Source organism: Sphingomonas glacialis (genome assembly GCF_006439055.1).
Taxonomy (GTDB): Bacteria; Pseudomonadota; Alphaproteobacteria; order Sphingomonadales; family Sphingomonadaceae; genus Sphingomonas; species Sphingomonas glacialis_A.
Genome location: NZ_RCZC01000002.1, coordinates 344940 through 362283, shown reverse-complemented (window position 1 = coordinate 362283; position 17344 = coordinate 344940). Strand labels below are relative to the sequence as shown.

At 66.5% G+C, this 17344-nt stretch carries 11 protein-coding genes; 2 read left to right on the top strand and 9 right to left on the bottom strand.

The genetic code is table 11. The features are described 5' to 3' along the window. Positions 1–57 precede the first annotated feature (57 nt). The 7 genes from EAH76_RS05460 to EAH76_RS05430 all read right to left on the bottom strand — a co-directional run bounded on the left by EAH76_RS05460 (position 58) and on the right by EAH76_RS05430 (position 13380). Positions 58–1197 carry an aldose epimerase family protein gene (locus EAH76_RS05460; protein ID WP_140848967.1) on the bottom strand — a complete coding sequence of 380 codons (1140 nt, stop codon included), beginning with the start codon at positions 1195–1197 and terminating at the stop codon, positions 58–60. Between the two features lie 162 nt (positions 1198–1359). Continuing rightward, complete coding sequence (locus EAH76_RS05455; protein ID WP_140848965.1) at positions 1360–3849, bottom strand: TIM-barrel domain-containing protein; 2490 nt, start codon at positions 3847–3849, stop codon at positions 1360–1362. Between the two features lie 18 nt (positions 3850–3867). After that, the gene (locus tag EAH76_RS05450) at positions 3868–5388 is read right to left on the bottom strand and encodes a tryptophan halogenase family protein (RefSeq protein WP_241659570.1); all 1521 of its coding nucleotides are present in this window, start codon (positions 5386–5388) and stop codon (positions 3868–3870) included. Continuing rightward, positions 5385–7004 (bottom strand): alpha-glucosidase, encoded by a 1620-nt coding sequence (locus tag EAH76_RS05445; RefSeq protein WP_140848963.1) that lies wholly within the window; start codon positions 7002–7004, stop codon positions 5385–5387. The genes EAH76_RS05450 and EAH76_RS05445 overlap by 4 nt, the downstream gene beginning before the upstream one ends. A gap of 5 nt (positions 7005–7009) precedes the next feature. Then, the gene (locus EAH76_RS05440) at positions 7010–8824 is read right to left on the bottom strand and encodes an alpha-amylase family glycosyl hydrolase (protein ID WP_140848961.1); all 1815 of its coding nucleotides are present in this window, start codon (positions 8822–8824) and stop codon (positions 7010–7012) included. Then, complete coding sequence (locus tag EAH76_RS05435) at positions 8821–10344, bottom strand: tryptophan halogenase family protein (RefSeq protein WP_140848959.1); 1524 nt, start codon at positions 10342–10344, stop codon at positions 8821–8823. Before EAH76_RS05435 ends, EAH76_RS05440 begins: the two co-directional genes overlap by 4 nt. A gap of 81 nt (positions 10345–10425) precedes the next feature. Continuing rightward, positions 10426–13380, bottom strand: a complete 2955-nt coding sequence (locus tag EAH76_RS05430; protein ID WP_140848957.1) for a TonB-dependent receptor — start codon at positions 13378–13380, stop codon at positions 10426–10428. Positions 13381–13593: 213 nt separating this feature from the next. On the opposite strand from EAH76_RS05430, the gene EAH76_RS05425 reads away from it, so the two are divergent. Continuing rightward, the gene (locus tag EAH76_RS05425; RefSeq protein ID WP_140848955.1) at positions 13594–14616 is read left to right on the top strand and encodes a LacI family DNA-binding transcriptional regulator; all 1023 of its coding nucleotides are present in this window, start codon (positions 13594–13596) and stop codon (positions 14614–14616) included. 22 nt (positions 14617–14638) lie between these two features. On the opposite strand, the gene EAH76_RS05420 is transcribed toward EAH76_RS05425, so the two are convergent. Continuing rightward, a complete protein-coding gene (locus tag EAH76_RS05420) occupies positions 14639–15310 on the bottom strand; it encodes a DUF6445 family protein (RefSeq protein ID WP_140848953.1) in 672 nt (223 codons plus the stop codon). 152 nt (positions 15311–15462) lie between these two features. Here EAH76_RS05420 and EAH76_RS05415 point away from each other — a divergent pair, with 152 nt between their 5' ends. Continuing rightward, positions 15463–16965 carry an MFS transporter gene (locus tag EAH76_RS05415; RefSeq protein WP_170208002.1) on the top strand — a complete coding sequence of 501 codons (1503 nt, stop codon included), beginning with the start codon at positions 15463–15465 and terminating at the stop codon, positions 16963–16965. On the opposite strand, the gene EAH76_RS05410 is transcribed toward EAH76_RS05415, so the two are convergent. Then, complete coding sequence (locus EAH76_RS05410; RefSeq protein ID WP_140848951.1) at positions 16958–17341, bottom strand: response regulator; 384 nt, start codon at positions 17339–17341, stop codon at positions 16958–16960. The two genes, EAH76_RS05415 and EAH76_RS05410, sit on opposite strands and share 8 nt — an antisense overlap. Positions 17342–17344 lie beyond the last annotated feature (3 nt).

Sequence of the window (17344 nt, the reverse complement as noted above, 5' to 3'; positions counted from 1 at the left end):
CGTCGCCTCGAACGTCTATCGAGGCGACGGTGTAGTCCCGCGTATCCGCTCTGCCGATCAGCGCGGCGAGACGGAGAAGCGGTAGACGATCACGTTGTGATAGGTCTGGCCCGGATCGAGCCGCGCCGATCCGAGCGCCGGCTGATTAGGCGTGTCTGGGAACACTTGCGGCTCGAGCGCGATGCCGTCGCCCTGACGATAGGCATGGCCCGACTTGCCGACCGCGGTGCCATCGAGGAAATTGCCCGTGTAAAGCTGGACACCCGGCTGGTTCGACAGCACCTCCATCGTGCGCCCGCTCACCGGATCGGTAACGCGCGCCGCAAGCCGCGGCGTCGCGCTGAGCGTGCGGGCGAGCACGTAATTCTCGTCATAGCCCTGGCCGAAGACGATCTGCGGATCGCGCGCGTCGCGGATCCGGCTGCCGATCACCATCGGCTGGCGGAAATCGAACGGCGTGCCGGCGACCAGGCGGAAGCTGCCGGTCGGGATCAGCGTGGCATCGACCGAGGTCGTGGTTTCGGCGGGGATCGTCAGCACAGCGTCGTAGATCGACCGCTGTGCCGCTTCGCCGCCGAGGTTGAAGAAGCTGTGATTGGTGATGTTGACGACGGTCGGCTTGTTCGTCGTCGCGCGATAATCGACCGTGAGTTCGTTGGCGTCGTTGAGCGAATAGGTCGCGGTGACCTGGAGCTCGCCGGGATAGCCTTCCTCGCCATCGGCGCTGGTATAAGCGAGCGTCACGTGCGGGGTGGCGCCGCCCGCGACCTCGACGATCCGCCACGGACGCTTGTCGAACCCCTTCACGCCGCCATGCAGCGCGTTGGTCTTGTTGTTGAGCGCGAGCGTATAGCCCTTGCCGTCGAGCGTGAAGCGACCCGCCTTGATCCGGTTGGCATAGCGCCCGACGGTCGCGCCGAAATAGTTGGGGGCGGTCAGATAGCCCTGCATGTCGGCATAGCCGAGCGTCACATCGGCGATCTTGCCATCGCGGTCGGGAACATCGACCCCCTGCAGGATCGCACCATAGCTCAGGATCCGCGCGCGCATCCCGTGGCTATTGGTCAGGGTAACGACCTCGACCGGGCTGCCGTCGGCAAGCGTCCCAAAGGGCGCGCGATCTGCGCTTGCGGCGTTCGCCGCCGAGGGCGCGGCAAAGCCGAGCGCAAGCGCCGCGAGCGCAAAATTCCGATGCATGGCAGTCCCTTCCAGGTGTCGAATGACGCAGGGCGGTCGATGCGAAATCGACGCGAACCCGTTGCGCTTATAGTCAGACAACAGAAGGCAAAGCGCAAGGCCTCTGTGGCGCCGGCAATTGCCAAACCGAGCGCGCCGCCGCGCCCGGTTCGGCACACCCGATCAGCGCGTCAGCGTGATCTGCGTCGCCCGCACCGGCGCGGCGACGGTGAAGGTCATCGTTCCCGCAGCGCTGTCCTGCTGCCCGGCGATCGGCTTGCGGTTCTGCGACACGGTGGCGGCGCCGGTCCAGCCATGCACGGTGACAGTGATCTGCTTCCACCACGGCGCAAAGCTGCCCTCGCGCGCCTCGAACGCAATCGTCAGGCCAGTCGCGGTCGCGCTGCAGCGGACGGTCTGGCGCAGGAATCCCCGACGCTGATAGGCGAGCGTCGTGCCGTCATCCTCGTAGAGCGTGCCGACGCAATCCTCGCCCGGATAGATATCGAGCATCAGCGGTCCCGACGGCGTCTGCGCGGTGCTCTGGACGAGCGGCTGGCGCGGCAGGATCGTGCCGGCGCGGACGAACACCGGCAGGCGGTCGAGCCGCGGGGTCTCGCTGACGCGGTCGCCCTTGGCGTGTTCGGTCGGGACGGCTTGCGTCGCCGACTGGATCGGGCCGGCGGCGGTCGGTTCGGGCGTGCCCGCGCGCTGGCCGGTCCAATAATCGTACCAGCCGCCTGCGGGGAGGCAGACGTCGTAGCGCTGCGGCGATTCGGGGCTCGGCGGCGGCGCGATCAGCAGCGCCTTGCCGAGCGTGAACGCCATCGACTGGTCGCAGCCCATGTTCGCCGCGCTCGGATAATCGTAAAATACCGGGCGCATGATCGGATCGCCGAGCCGGCTGTTCTGGTCGGCGAGCGCGTAGAAATAGGGCATCAGGCGATAGCGCTCCTCGACGAAGCGGCGGCGGATCGCGAGATGGTCGAGGCCATCGACCCACGGCTCGACGCGCGGCGTACCGGTGGCGGAGTGATCGCGGAACACCGGCGTGAACGCGCCGATCTCGAACCAGCGAGTGAGCAAATCGGGGCTCGGACCGCCGGCGAAGCCGCTGACGTCGGCGGCGCTATAGGAGAAGCCCGACAGGCCGAGGTTGATGATCTGGTGGACCGAGAGTTTCAGATGGTCCCAGGTCGCGCTGTTGTCGCCGGTCCAGGTGACCGAATAGCGCTGCCCGCCGGCATAGCTCGCGCGCGTCATCACGAACGGGCGCTCGTTGGGGCGCAGCGCGAGCAGGCCGTCGTACGTCGCGCGTGTGTTCTGCATGCCATAGACGTTGTGGATCTCGCGATGGTCGCCGGTGCGCGGGGCGAAATCGTCGCTGGCGATGCGGTGCTGCGTGTCGAGCGGCATCGTCTTGGTCGGCGTGTTGAAGATCGCCGGCTCGTTCATGTCGTTCCAGAAGCCCGCGATGCCGTCGTCGAGGAAGCCTTTGTAGAGCGTGCCCCACCAGGCGCGCGATGTGCTCTGGGTGAAATTGGGGAAGACCGACGGGCCCGGCCACACCGGCGCGACATAGTCGCTGCCGTCGGGGTTTTTGACGAAGGCGTCGGCCGCCTTGCCGCTGGCATAGGGCGCATAGCCGCTATCGACCTTGGCGATGTGGAGGTCGGTGATCGCGACGAGCTTGATCCCTTCGGCCTTCATGTCGGCGACGAGCTTTGGCAGATCGGGGAAGGTCTTGGGGTTGGTGGTGAAGGGCCGGTTGCGGTCCTGATAGTCGATGTCGAGCCAGATCACGTCGGTCGGCACCCGGTCGGCGCGCAGGTGCCGCGCGATCTCGCGAACCTCGTCGGCGGACATGTAGCTGTAGCGCGACTGTTGATAGCCGAGCGCCCATTTCGGCGCGAGCGGGGCGTGGCCGGTGAGACCGGCATAGCGCCGCGTCACGTCGGCGAGGGTCGGGCCGGCGATGAAATAATAGTCGATCGGGCCATCAGGGCCGCCGAACGACAGGGTCTCGGCATCCTTGTGGCCGAAATCGAACCAGGTGCGATAGGTGTTGTCGAGCAGCACGCCGTAGCTGCCGCCGGCTCCGCCGGTGGCGGCGAAGAACGGGATCGACTTGTAGATCGGGTCGTCCGAGCTCGAGAAGCCGAACGCATCGGTATTCCAGTCGACGAACGCCTTGCCGCGCCGGTCGAGCCCGCCGGTCTTGTCGCCGAGCCCATAGAAATGCTCGGTGATCGGCAGCGTCTTGGTCAGCGTGAACGCCTTGCCGTCGACGCTCGCGGGCGCGGCATCGGCGGAGATGATCTTGCCGTCGAGCGTCTCGAACGTCACCGCGCCGCCCGCGCCGATCCGCACGCGGAGCTTCGCGGTGGTGAAGCCGTCGGCGGTTGGCGTCACCGTCGCGCGGGTCTTGCGCTGCGCGGGGAGGACCGCCCAGCTGGCGTCCTCGGGATAGACGCCGCCGCGCGCGATACGGACGCGGACGAGATCGTCACCGAGTGCGATCAGCTTCATCTTCAGCGCGCCGGCGGTGACCTCGACGCCGTCTTTCGCCGCCGTCAGCGTCGGCGCCGGGGCGGCACTCTGCGCGTGTGCGGCGACGGTGGTGAGCGGCAGCGCGACGGTCGCGAGCAGCAGCGCGAGGGGAAGGCGTTTCATGGCAGGTCTCTCAACAGATTACCGGGGGAGGTGGTCGGTATGGGGGCGGAAATTGAGCGCACAGCGGCGCAGGAAGTCGTCGATCCCGGCCATGTCGATCCGATCAATGTCGGGGCCGGGGGGCACGAGCCGGGCGTCTTCGGGAAAGGTCCCGTACCCTGCGAGCAGGCAGTGCCAGCTGATCGCGTTGTAATAGCGCGCGATGTCGAGCTGATCGATCGTCGCGGCGAGGTCGGCGCCGGTGAACCAGGCGGACATCACGCGCTTGAGCGTATCGGAGGGCTCGACCGCACGCGCTGCCGCCCAATAGCCGTGCGGGTCGGCATGGTGCTGGTTGAGCCGGTAATGCGCGACGATATAGTCGCGGACGCCATCGTACCGCGCGGCGATGCGCGCGTTGAAGGGGGCGCGGGCCTTCTCGGTGAAGCCGTCCTGATCGACCGCGTCGAGGAACGCCTCGACCGTCGCGATAACGATGTGCAGCGCTGTCGCCTCGAGCGGCTCGAGGAACCCCTGCGCCAGGCCCACAGCGAGCGCGTTGTGCGACCAGCTTTCGGCGACGCGCCCGACGCGCATCGAGAGGTGGCGTGCAGTGCCTTCGTTGCCGATGGCGAGGTGGGCGCGCAGTTCGGCCTCCGCTTGGTCACTGCCGAGGTATGCGCTCGAATAGACATAGCCGTTGCCAGTCCGGCTAGTCAGCGGGATGTCCCACACCCAGCCGGCCGACAGAGCGGTAGCGCGCGTCTGGCTCGCGAGCGGCTCAGCCGCATCGCGCGAGGTCGGCATGACGACGGCCGAGTCGTTGAACAGCGTATCGCCATAACTGACGAACGGGACGCCGAGCGTGCCCTCGAACAAGAGGCTGCGAAACCCGCTGCTGTCGATGAAGACATCGCCCGCGATCCGCTCGCCGCCGTCGCACAGCAAGGCGGCGATACCGCCATCGGCGCGGCGTTCGATCCCTTCGACACGGTGCTGCAGGTGCGTGACGCCAAGCTTGGCGACCGCATGCCGGCCGAGGAACGCGCCCACCTTATAGGCGTCGAAGTGATAGCCGTAGCTCACCTCGAACGGAAAGCTCTCGTCGGACTGCGGCGCGCATCCAGCCGCGGCAAGTCGGGCAGGCAGCAGGAACTGATCGGGGTGCGCCGCGACGTCGCGGCCGGTACGGCGCGCGCGCGTGTTGTAGAAGAAGCTGCCTGCGGTGTGGCTGTCGAGCGCAGTCGGGAACGGGTGGAAATAGCGCTCGAACCCTTGACGATCGGACCATCCCTCGAAGCCGATGCCGAGTTTGTAGGTCGCATCGCAGGCGGGCATCCACTCGGCCTCGGCAATGCCGAGCCGGTCGAAGAAATACTTCAATTGCGGTGTCGAGCCTTCGCCGACGCCGACGATGCCGATCTCGGGGCTTTCGACGAGCGTCACCCGCCCCTGCGGCCAGCGCTGCGCGATAAGGCACGCTGCAATCCAGCCCGCGGTTCCGCCGCCAAGGATCACGATCGCGCCGTCGCGGGCGAAGTCCCTGGCGGAATGGTTCACAGGCGCAGCACCAACCCGGCAAAGGCGGGCAGGGTGGTTGCCTCTGTCTCGCTGGTAGCGAGCACGATCGTGCCTGGCTGCTCGACGCCCGCCGGCCATGCACGCGCCGAAGCGCTCATGTTGAACACGCACAGCAGCCGCTCGCCAGCTTCCGCGCGTTCGAACGCCAGGATCGCCGCGTCGCTGTAGCGCATGCGTAGATCGCCCGACCGCAACGCCGGATGCGCGTTGCGCGCCGCGATCACGCGGCGCGTCCAGTTGAGCTGCGAGTCCGGATCGGCATCCTGCACGTCTACCGCCAGCGCGGCGTGATCACCACCGAAGGGCAGCCACGGCGTCTCGCTGCCGAAACCGAGGTCGGGCGCGCTACCGGTCCATGGCATCGGCGTGCGGGCCCCGTCGCGCGACAGCGTCATCGGCCAGTTCGCGATCGCCTCGGGATCGAGCAGATCCTCGAACGCGATGTCGACCTGCGTCAGCCCGAGCTCCTCGCCCTGATACAGGAAGATGTTGCCGCGCAGGCACGCCAGCAGCAGCAGCTTCATCCGCGCGAATGCCGTCGCATGGTCGGGGCTGGTCCAGCGCGACACCGCCCGCGGCGCATCGTGGTTTTCGAACGCCCAGCTCGGCCAGCCGATCGTCGGATCGTTCGGCCAGCGCGCGAGCGAGTCCGCGACGAGGTCTGGCGTAAGTGCGTCGGCGTAGAGGAAGTCGAAGCTGTACGCGCTGTCGAGCCGTCTGCCGCCCGCGGTGAACAGCTTCATCTCGCGGTCGCTATCCTCGCCACCGATTTCCGCGACGGTGAAGCCCGCGCCATACGCGTCCGTCAGCGCGCGAATCCGCTCGAGGAACGCCGGAATGTCGGCATGGCTCTGGTTGTGAAGCTTGAGCTGGAAATCGAACGGACGCGTGCGAGCCCGGTTGGTCGCGGGCGCGGGCGGGTTGTCGGTCAGCGCCGGGTCGTGCATCGCGAAGTTGATCGCGTCGAGCCGGAAGCCGTCGACCCCGCGATCGAGCCAGAAGCGCGCGGTGTCGAGCAGTTCCTGCTGCACCGCCGGGTTGTGGCCGTTGAGCTGCGGCTGTTCCTTGAGGAAGTTGTGCAGATAATATTGCTGGCGCCGAGCGTCCCATGTCCAGGCCGGGCCGCCGAACACTGATTGCCAGTTCGATGGCGGGCTGCCGTCGGGCTTGGCGTCGGCCCAGACGTACCAATCGGCCTTGTCGCCCGACCGGCTCGCGCGGCTCGCCTCGAACCACGGGTGCGCGTTCGAGGTGTGCGAATAGACCTGGTCGATGATGATCCGCAGTCCGAGATCGTGCGCGCGCGCAACCAGCGCGTCGAAATCGGCGAGCGTGCCGAAGATTGGATCGACATCGCGATAGTTCGCAACATCATAGCCGAAATCCTTCATCGGCGAGGTGAAGAAGGGCGACAGCCACACCGCGTCCATCCCGAGCGAGGCGACGTGCTCCAGATGCGCGGTGATGCCGTTGAGGTCGCCGATCCCGTCGCCGTTCGCATCGGCGAAGCTGCGTGGATAGATCTGATAGATGGCGGCGCCCTTCCACCATTGCATGGGGGCGGCGGGATCGGACTGGACGGCAGGGGCGGGCATAGGACTCATTCGCTGGGGAGGCGGGCAGGAGTGGCGGCGCAGATGGCGTAGCCGAGCGGCGGGAGCGTGATCGCAGCCGAGCCGGGTGCGGTGATTTTGGCGGGGCAGGCGCCGGCGAGCGTGGCGAAGCCGGCCGACTGCGCCCCGACCTCGACATTGGCGCTGAGCGGCTGGCTCGAGGTGTTGAGCACGACGAGAATCTCGCGCCCATCATCGTCGCCGCGCGTGAAGGCGAGCAGGCCGGGCTTGTCCGACGCGAAACGGACGACGGTGCGACCGTGGCGCAACTGCGCGTGGGTCCGCCGGATCTGCGACAGACGCGCGATCGTCTGGAAGATCGGGTTGTCAGTGCCGAAATGCGCGGTCGCCGTCGTGCTCGTCGAGCCGATCAGGCGGTTGTCGTTATAGCTCGTGACCTGGCTGGCGAACATGTCCTCGCGCGAATCCTGATCGCCGCCGTGCCCGGTGAAGCCCTGCTCGTCGCCCGAATAGATCGTCGGCACACCGCGCGCCGAAAGCAGCAGGACGTGCGCGAGTTCGAGCCGCTGAAGCCGTTCGGCGTCGGTCGCCTTGGGCCAGGCCAGATCAAGCATGTGCCCCATCCGGCCCATGTCGTGATTGCCGAGGAACGTCGGCAATCGCAGCGCGGTGGCATCGCCGCCCTGGTAGAGCACGTCGCCGTCGATCAGCTTGGCGAAGACGTCGGTGCCAGCCTTGCCGCTCAGCATCGCGCGCGCGGCCGCCTGGAACGAGAAGTCGAGCACTTCGGGATAGCCGTCGCGGCGCGTGAATTGCGCGGTGTAACCGGGGTCGACGGCTTCCGAATAGACTTCGCCGAAGATCGGAAAGTTGGGGATGCCGCGGGCCGCTGCGCGCGATTGCATCGCGGGGATGAACGCCTGCCAGAATTCGGGGTTCACATGGCGCGCGGTGTCGATGCGGAAGCCGTCGACGCCGAAGCGATCGATCCAGCCGCCATAGATCGCGATGAACCCGGCGATGACGCGCGGGTCCTCGGTCATCACATCGTCGAGCCCGCTGAAATCGCCGTAGCGCGCGGATTCGCCTGCGAAGGTCGAGTCGCCGCGATTGTGGTAATAGCGCGGGTCGTTGAGCCATTCGGGCACCTTCACATGCGCTTCGCCTGCGGGAACAAAGGGCGTGTAGGCATAAGCCGGATCGGTCAGCTTGGCGAAATTCTCGGGCGTCTGCACCGCGTCGCCCGCAAAACCGGCGTTGATCGGCTTGCCCGTGACGCCGAGGCGGCGCTGATACGGATAATCCGACTTGCTGCGATACGCGCAACTTTTGCCGACGCATTCGCGGTACTGGATCACGTCGGCAGTGTGGTTGGCGATGATGTCCATATAGACTTTCATCCCGCGCGCGTGCGCCGCATCGACGAAGGCCGCGAACTCGGCATCGGTGCCGAAATGCGGATCGACCTTGGTGAAGTCGGTGATCCAATAGCCGTGATAGCCGGCGCTCTCATGCCCTGCCGCACCTTGCACGGGCTTGTTCTTGAACACCGGCGCGACCCAGATCGCGGTAACGCCGAGCGCCTGGATGTAATCGAGCCGCTGCGTCAGACCCTTGAGATCGCCGCCATGATAGAAACCCTTTGCGGTCGGGTCGTAGCCCGTCTTCAGCCGGTCACCGGTCAGTTCGCCTGTGTCGTTGGCCGGATCGCCATTGTCGAACCGGTCGGGCAGGACGAAATAGATGATCTCGTCCTCGGGCAGCCGCGCGCGCACCTGTTCGACGGGGACGGTGGTCGCTGAGCCAGCGAGCGCGAACAGCAAGGCGGCGGCGAGGCTCATGCCGTCACCGGCGTCGGCGCGGCGCAGTGGCGCGCGATGAAGTCGGCATGGCTCGGCATCTGGGCAACCTCACGCGCGTTGAGTTGGTCGATCGTATCTAGGAATTCGGCGAGATCGGCGGCCGGGATCGCATCGGCGAGCGGATGATGCCCCGCCGGCATCACGCCCTGGCCCGCGAACACCTGAAGCCAGCCGACCTCGGTGAAGAGCTCCTCATGCTCGCGCGTGATGTGGCCGTTGCCGCGCCACAGGTCGATCTTGACGGCGAGCGTTTCGGGCAGCGCCGCCTCGCGGCACATCCGCCAGAACGGCTCGGTCCGGTCGTTGGCGTGATAATGCAGGATGATGAAGTCGCGGATGCGTTCGTATTCGAAATCGCTCTGGCGGTTGAATTCGTCGCGGTCGGCCTGCGGAATTGCGCGGCCAGGGAGCAGCTTCAGCAGCCGCGCGATCGCCGACTGGATCAGATGGATGCTGGTCGATTCGAGCGGTTCCATGAAGCCGCCCGACAGGCCGATCGCAACGACGTTGCGGTTCCACATCTTCCGACGCTTGCCGGTGCGGAATTGGATCGGGCGCGGATCGGCGAGCGGCGCACCATCGAGCCCGGCGAGCAAGGTCGCGGTCGCCTCGTCGTCGCTTAGATGCTGCGACGAATAGACCAGACCGTTGCCGGTGCGATGCTGCAACGGGATCCGCCACTGCCAGCCCGCCGCCTTGGCGGTCGAGCGCGTATAGGGGGTGAACGCCGTGCTGCGCGCCGACGGCACCGCGATCGCGCGGTCGGCCGGGAGCCAGTGGGTCCAGTCGTCATAGCCGGTCTTGAGCGTCTGCTCGATCAGCAGTCCGCGGAAACCCGTGCAATCGATAAACAGGTCGGCGGCCAGCGTCGTGCCGTCCTCGAGAACAAGCGTTGAGATATCGCCGGTTTCGTCCTGATCGACGCGGACGACCTTGCCTTCGATCCGATTGATCCCGCGCGTCTCGCTATAGCGGCGCAAATGGCGCGCATAGAGGCCCGCGTCGAAATGAAAGGCGGACGGCATGTCGGGCAGCACGCGCGCAGTCCGCGCCGGTCCGCGCTGCATCCGATCGGCCAGCGCCGCCTGATTGTTGAGCGAATAGGCGGCGAGGTCCTTCGCGCTGCCAAGCGCCTTGGCCCGCAGCCAATATTGGTGGAACGGCAGCAAGCCGACATCGCGCCCGACTGCGCCGAACGCGTGCATGTAGCGATGCCCCGGCCGCAGCCAGTCGACGAATTCGATGCCGAGCTTGTAGGTCCCCTGCGTCGCGCGCAGGAACGCATCCTCGTCGAGCCCGAGCGCGTCGTTGAACAGGCGGATCTGCGGGATCGTCGCTTCGCCGACGCCGACGGTGCCGATCTCGTCGGACTCGACCAGATCGATCTCGAAGCCGGTTTCCAGGAAGCGCGCGAAGGTGGCCGCCGCCATCCAACCGGCGGTGCCGCCGCCGACGATCACGATCCGGATCGGCCCGGTCGGCTCGGATAGATTGGCCATGGTCCGCGTCTCCGCTTCTTCAACACCCGACTCGCGGAACGGCGGACAGCGAAAGGTTTCGCCGTCCGCCGCCGATCGCGGTCAGAACTTGTAGGTTACGCCCAGATAGTAATCACGGCCGTAGCGCTGGTAATCGATCACCTGGCGCGGGTCGTCATTCTGGTACGTCACGAACGGACGATCGGTCAGGTTCTTCGCCTGCGCCAGGATCGCGAAGTTCTTGAGGAACCCGCTCTGGAACTCATAGCCGATCTGCGCATCGAGAATGCCTTCCGACCGCGCCGTGCGATACGTCGGCGTTGCCGACAGGCCCGCGACTTCGGCGAGGAACGACGAGCGATAGCGATAGTTCACGCGCGCCTGGAAGCCGTGCTTCTCGAAATACACCGTGCCGCTGCCGGTCCATTTGGACAGGCCGGGCAGGGTGATCGCCTGGGTCGGGTTGCTCGCGAACTTGATCTCCGACTCGGTGTAGTTGCCCGAGACGAACATGCCGAAGCCATCGAGCGCCTCGCTGACCATCTTGAACGGCACCGAGATCGTGCCTTCAAGACCGATCACGCTCCCGCGCCCGGTATTGGCCGGCGCGCTGACGTTGCCGATCGTCAGCCGGTTCGCGGTGACGATCGCCTGCTGTGCTGGCGACAGCGCGCCGAGCAGCGAGGAGAAGTCATAGGCATAGCTGTTGTTCGGATCGACGAAGTCGGTGAGGTGCTTGTAATAGCCCGACAGTGCGACGTAGCCGCCGCCGCGGAAATACTGCTCGAACGACATGTCGATGTTGGTCGACTTGTACGGCTTGAGCAGGACGTTGCCGCCCGTCGAGGTGAACACCGGATTGAGCCCGGGATTGACGTTGTTCGGTACGATATTGGCGATGTTGATCGCAACGTCCTGCGTCACGCGCTCCTGGTCGAGGCGCGCACGTACCATCGTCTGCGAGGCGCCGAGCTTGACATAGCCCAGCGGCACCAGTTCGACCGCCATCGTCGCCGACGGAAGGACGTTGGTGTAGCTATACTTCTGCGACGCCGGTGCGATCGTCACCACGCCGTTGACGACGCTCGCGATCTGGCCGGTCGAGCGCTGCTCGCTATGGATCACCTGTGTGCCGATCGAGCCCTTGAGCGCCTTGCCGCCGACGTCGCCGTCGATGTTGATCTTGGCGTAGCCGGTATAGACGTTCTCGGTCACCACGTTGTCGCGCACTAGCGACGACGGGCGGTTGTCGTAAAAATTATTGTAGCTGTTATTGTAGAGGTACAGCGGATCGAGCGCGAGCACCGCGGGGACGCCGAGATAGTCGAGCGGGATCTTGCCGAGGATCGCCTGGGTCGGGATCGGTGCCGAGGTCGGGGTGCCGCTCGCGACGGTGCAGTTGCTGCCGGTGCCCTTGGGGCACAGGAAGAACGACTGGTACGCGCTGGTCTTCTCGCGTCGGCTGTAGTTGGCGCCGGCTTCCCAGCTCTTCACGATGCTGTTGTCGAACTCGCCGTTGAGGTTCGCACGGAGCGACTTGAGGTCGTCCTTGAAGCTCGGGCGGTTGAGGAAGCCGGCCTGCACCACAGCCTGCGTGCCGTTATAGCCCCAGCCCTGCGGATCGGTGAGCTTGAACACGCTGGCGTTGGTATAGTCGAGCGTCGGCACGATCTTGTAGGTGCCGTTCCCCTGCTGCGTCACGCTGACGGTGTCGTTCGGGCCAGTGCCGCCGTAACCGACGCCGGTATAGGTCTCGAGCAGGAAGTCGGTGCGCGTCGCATGGCTCCAGCTCGCATCGACGTTAAGGTGGATCTTGTCGCTGAGCTTGAGATCGTTGTTCCAACCGAGCGAGAAATTCTCCGCCTTGCGCTGGTTATAGTCGTTGCGCTGGATCGCATGGACGCCCGAGAAGGTCGTCGCGGTGGCGAAGCCGTTGGCGACGGTCACACCGCTCTGCGTCGGGCTCGAGAAGCCGAGCGGGAATTCGATCCCGCGCAGATGCTGGGTTTCCTCGAAGTGCGAATAGAGCGCGTCGAAGGTCGAATGGAACACGTCGGACGGACGCCATTCGATCGTCGCGACGCCGCCATAGCGCTTGAGCTCGTTCGACTGGACATAGGGCTTGGCGCCGCCGAGCACGAACGGGCTCGCCGCGGTGCCCGAGCCGGCATAGCCCCAGGCATTGTAGCGCTCGTCCTGCGACGGGGTGAGCGTCGCCGATGCGCCGAGCGCGATACCGAGCGTGTCGCCCGCGAACTTGTCGACATAGGTCGCCGACGCACGATAGCCGTAGCGCGCGCTGTCGGGGTTGAGGTTCTTGATGCCGTTCATCTGGCCGCGCGCGCTGACCGCGAGCACGCGCTTGCCCTGATCGAGCGGGCGCAGCATGCGCAGATCGACCGTGCCCGAGATACCGGCCGCGACGAGCGAGGCGTCGGCCGACTTGTAGACGTTGACCGTCTTGAAGAATTCCGACGGATACTGGTCGTATTCGACGCCGCGATTGTCGCCGACGGTGACCTGCTCGCGGCCGTTGAGCAGCGTGGTCGAGAAGTCGGGGCCGAGGCCGCGGATCGACAGGCGCTGGTCGCGGCCTTCGAGGCGCTGCGCGGTGACACCGGGAAGGCGGGCGAGCGAGTCGGCGATCGACACGTCGGGCAGCTTGCCGACGTCTTCGGCCGAGACCGAGTCGACGATCAGCACCGACTGGCGCTTGATCTTGGCCGACGAGTCGAGACCGGCGCGGATGCCGGTGACGACGATATCGCCGCCGGGCGTGGTGTCTGCGCTCGGTGCCACGTCTGCTGTGGTCACCGGCGCGGGCGTCGTCGGCTGCGGCGTGGGATCGGCCTGGGTCGGCGTTGCCTCGGCCTGTGCCTTCGCGGTCGGGTTGGCGTTCGGCGTGGTCGTCGCATCCTGCGCGTAGGCGGCAGCCGGCAGCAGCAAGGCGGCGCTGATCGCGGCGGTGCTGGTGTACAGGCCAAGGCGTGCCGTCATCGAAATGCGGCGCAGCGGCGCGCACGCGCGGTCCGCGCGGCTCGGCTCGAAATCAGTCATGTGAGTGTTCCCCATCAGGCGGGCACGGCCCGCACATCCTCTGCTTCAGTTTCCTCGACGTCGTGAAACAGCGTCGATTGGCCCGGCACGGCTATATTTCCGGCGGACACATTTCGAAAGGATCGGGCATACGTATTCACGAATGGGCTGTCGTCAGCGGATGCTTTGGCGCAGTATCGCTGGCGCCGAGCAGCGCAGGACCCGCTTTCCCCGATGGCCAGACGACCGACTTCCCTCGATATCGCGCAGCTGGCGGGCGTGTCGCAGCCCACCGTTTCGCGCGCGCTTCGCGGGGTGAAATCGGTCAATCCGCAGACGCGCGCGCGGATCGAGGCGATCGCGCGCAGTCTGCATTATGCGGTCGACAAGAACGCCTCGAGCCTGCGGAGCCAATCGTCGAACACGCTCGCTCTGCTGTTCTTCGAGGAGGCGGCCGATGACGATGCCGCGATCAATCCGTTCTTCCTGTCGATGCTCGGATCGATCACGCGCGCCTGCGCCAAGGCGGGCTATGACCTGCTGATCTCGTTCCAGCAGCTGTCGGGCGACTGGCACGTCGATTATCAGGACAGCCACAAGGCCGACGGGATCATCCTGCTCGGCTATGGCGATTACGAGGCGTACCGCGCGCGACTCGATCATCTCGTCGAACAGGGGACGCATGTCGTGCGCTGGGGCGCGGTCGGCACCGGGCCGGCGGGGATCACGGTCGGATCGGACAATCGCGGCGGCGGCGCGCAGGCGACCGCGCATCTCATCGCGCAGGGGCGGCGGCGGATCGCCTTTCTCGGATCGGCCGACAGCCGCTATCCCGAGCTCGAGGAGCGCTATCGCGGCTATCTCGATGCACTGGCGGCGGCCGGGTTGGTGCCCGATGCCGCGCTGCGCGTCGATGCGACGACGGCCGAGGAGCCGGGGCAGGCGGCGGTCGAGACGCTGGCGGAGCGCGGCGTCGCCTATGATGCGATCTTCGCGGCAAGCGACAGCATCGCGATCGGCGCGATGCGCGCTTTGGCGGCGGCGGGGCGGCGCGTGCCCGACGATGTCGCGATCGTCGGGTTCGACGATATCCCCTCGGCGTCGCTGACCAGCCCGCCGCTGTCGAGCGTCGTGCAGGATACGCGGCGCGCGGGGGAAGTCCTGGTCGATACGCTGCTTGCACAGCTGCGCGGTGGGACTGGCGAACCCGCGCCGCTCCCGACCCGGCTCGTGGTGCGGGCCAGCAGCAAGCGATAACAGGCGGCGTCCGCCGCGCGCCTCAGTCGTCGAACAGGAACAGGTTGAGCGTCAGCCGCCCCGCAAGCGGATCCGCGCTCAGCGCCACCTCGGGCGGGAGATAGGCGCAGTGCAGCGTGTTGCCGGGATAGACGAGCGCGCGGTTGTACGCGCCGGGTTGGAGCGCGATCTGCTCATAAAGGGGCGTGTCGCCGGAGATGTAGCTGGGCTCAGGCATCCCTTGAAGGCGCACGCCGTCCTCGAGCGTCGCGGTAAAGCGCGCGAGCCGGTCGGCACTGACGCTCTCGAAACCCGTCTCGCGCTGGCGGTAGAATGCGGTGCCACCCTGCGCGCCGTGGCCGAGGAACAGCAGCACCGCGATTCGTCGCGGCTCGACCCGGTCGAAATGCGGCAGCCGCTGGATCGGCGCGAGGGCCGCAGGCGGCGTGGTGACGAGCGAATAATAGGCCTCAGATACGCCGGGCGCGGGATCGAGCCCGAAATGCTCGCTAAGCAACGGCGCGATCTTCCGGCGCATCGTCTCGGCGAGACGGGCGGGCACCTCGGCGCGAACGCCGGGATAATGCGGGCCGATCGGCGCCATGCGCAACGCCGCGGCGTCCTCGCGCAGCATGTCGGGGTCGGGCCAGAAATCGTCGATGACGAGCAACGGGCGGCGTTCATGGCCCTGATGGTGGACGCTGACAGTCTTCATGGCGATCTTCATGGGACGCCCAGCGGGGGCTCGGCAAGGTCTCGCGCCGCTTTGCGCATTCGTATGCAGGCTTGTGCCGCCCCCGGCTTGGCGCCACGCATCGGGACAAACACCCCGGGCCGATCGTCAGGCGCCGGGCAGGGGAGGCAGCGTTGAACGAAAAACCGGTGCAGGGCTTTGGCGGCCTGTGGAACATCAGCTTCGGCTTTTTCGGCATCCAGATCGGCTTTGCGCTGCAGAACGCCAATATGAGCCGGATCTTCCAGACGCTCGGCGGTTCGCTCGACGATCTGTCGTATCTGTGGGTCGCGGCACCGCTGACCGGGCTGCTGATCCAGCCGATCATCGGCTATTACAGCGACCGCACGTGGAACCGGCTCGGCCGGCGGCGACCGTATTTCCTCACGGGCGCGGTGCTCGCGGCGCTCGCGCTGTTCGTCATGCCCGAGGCCAAGATCCTGTGGTTCGCCGCGCTGACGCTGTGGGTGCTCGATGCCTCGGTCAACGTGTCGATGGAACCGTTCCGCGCGTTTGTCGGCGACATGCTGCGCAAGGATCAACATACGGCGGGCTATGCGCTGCAGACCGCGTTCATCGGTGCAGGCGCGGTGGTCGGGTCGATCTTCCCGTTCGTGTTGGCACATCTGGGGGTTTCGGGCGCGGCTCTGGGCGGGGTGCCCGATACGGTGCGCTACAGCTTCTGGTTCGGCGGGGCGGCGCTGCTGCTCGCGGTGTTGTGGACGGTCGGCAACGTCAAGGAATACAGTCCGGCGCAGATGGCCGCGTTCGGCGAGCGCGATGCCGTCGAAGGCGTCGATGGACCGATGCGCGCGCTTGCCGCACGCGGGCTGGGGCGCAGCCTCGCGTGGATCGTCGGCGGGGTGGCGATCGTCGCAGCGGTTCCGCTGCTTGCGCTGCAGAAGGAAGTCTATCTGCTCGGCGCATTGCTGATCGCCTACGGTGTCGCCAGCATCGTCGCGATCCGGCTGGCGCGCAGCGGGAATACTGACAACGCGCTCAGCATGATCGTCGGCGATTTCGCGGGCATGCCGCTGGTGATGAAGCGGCTGGCGCTGGTGCAGTTCTTCAGCTGGTCGGCGCTGTTCATCATGTGGATCTTCACCACCCCCGTCGTCGCGCAATATATGTTCGGCGCGAGCGAACCGAAAAGTGCCGCCTACAATGCCGGTGGCGACTGGGTCGGCGTGCTGTTCGCGGTCTATAATGGCGTGGCGGCGCTGGCCGCCTTGCTGGTTCTGCCCCGGCTCGCGGCGCGGATCGGCAAGGTGAAAACGCATATCGCATGCTTGCTGTGCGGGGCGGCGGCCTATGCCAGCTTCTTCGTAATCCGCGATCCCAACTGGCTGATCCTGAGCGAGATCGGCGTCGGCATCGCCTGGGCGTCGATCCTGGCAATGCCCTATGCGATCCTCGCTTCGAGCCTGCCGCAAGCCAAGCTCGGCATCTATATGGGGCTGTTCAACGTCTTCATCGTCGTGCCGCAACTGCTCGTCGCGACGGTGATGGGATCGGTGCTGAAAGCCTTCTTCCCGACCGAGCCGATCTGGACGATGGCGTTCGCCGCGATCGTGATGGCGCTGGCGGCGCTCGCCATGCTGCGGGTTCCCGAAACGGGGGACCGCCGCGTCAGTTGAGCGCGATCGCGGCGATCAAATCGCCGTGGTGGACCGGTTTTTCGAGCACGGCGGCAAAGCCCGATGCGCGTGCGCAGCGTTCCTGCTCGAGCGACGGCGTGCCGGTGATCAACACCGCGCGCCCCTCCCACCCGCGGCTTTGCAGGATGCGCAGCACCGCGATCCCGTTGCTGTCGGGCGGGGCATAATCGGTGATCAGGATGTCGGTGGCATCGCTATAGCCGCCCTGCAGCACCGGCGCCGCCGTACCGAACGAGCGGACATCATAGCCGTGCCAGTCGAGCACCAATTGCAGCTGACGGCGGACGCCTTCATCGGCGTCGATCAGGAGGATGCGGGGACGGCGGCGCGGATCGGCAGCGGAAAGGTAGGACATAGG

What these genes read in the sequence shown, in the direction of transcription:
- EAH76_RS05460 (WP_140848967.1), bottom strand. Translation starts at nt 1,197, where the DNA reads ATGCATCGGAATTTTGCGCTCGCGGCGCTTGCGCTCGGCTTTGCCGCG.
- EAH76_RS05420 (WP_140848953.1), bottom strand. Translation starts at nt 15,310, where the DNA reads ATGAAGACTGTCAGCGTCCACCATCAGGGCCATGAACGCCGCCCGTTG.
- EAH76_RS05410 (WP_140848951.1), bottom strand. Translation starts at nt 17,341, where the DNA reads ATGTCCTACCTTTCCGCTGCCGATCCGCGCCGCCGTCCCCGCATCCTC.
- EAH76_RS05425 (WP_140848955.1), top strand. Translation starts at nt 13,594, where the DNA reads ATGGCCAGACGACCGACTTCCCTCGATATCGCGCAGCTGGCGGGCGTG.
- EAH76_RS05445 (WP_140848963.1), bottom strand. Translation starts at nt 7,004, where the DNA reads ATGCCCGCCCCTGCCGTCCAGTCCGATCCCGCCGCCCCCATGCAATGG.
- EAH76_RS05435 (WP_140848959.1), bottom strand. Translation starts at nt 10,344, where the DNA reads ATGGCCAATCTATCCGAGCCGACCGGGCCGATCCGGATCGTGATCGTC.
- EAH76_RS05440 (WP_140848961.1), bottom strand. Translation starts at nt 8,824, where the DNA reads ATGAGCCTCGCCGCCGCCTTGCTGTTCGCGCTCGCTGGCTCAGCGACC.
- EAH76_RS05430 (WP_140848957.1), bottom strand. Translation starts at nt 13,380, where the DNA reads ATGACTGATTTCGAGCCGAGCCGCGCGGACCGCGCGTGCGCGCCGCTG.
- EAH76_RS05455 (WP_140848965.1), bottom strand. Translation starts at nt 3,849, where the DNA reads ATGAAACGCCTTCCCCTCGCGCTGCTGCTCGCGACCGTCGCGCTGCCG.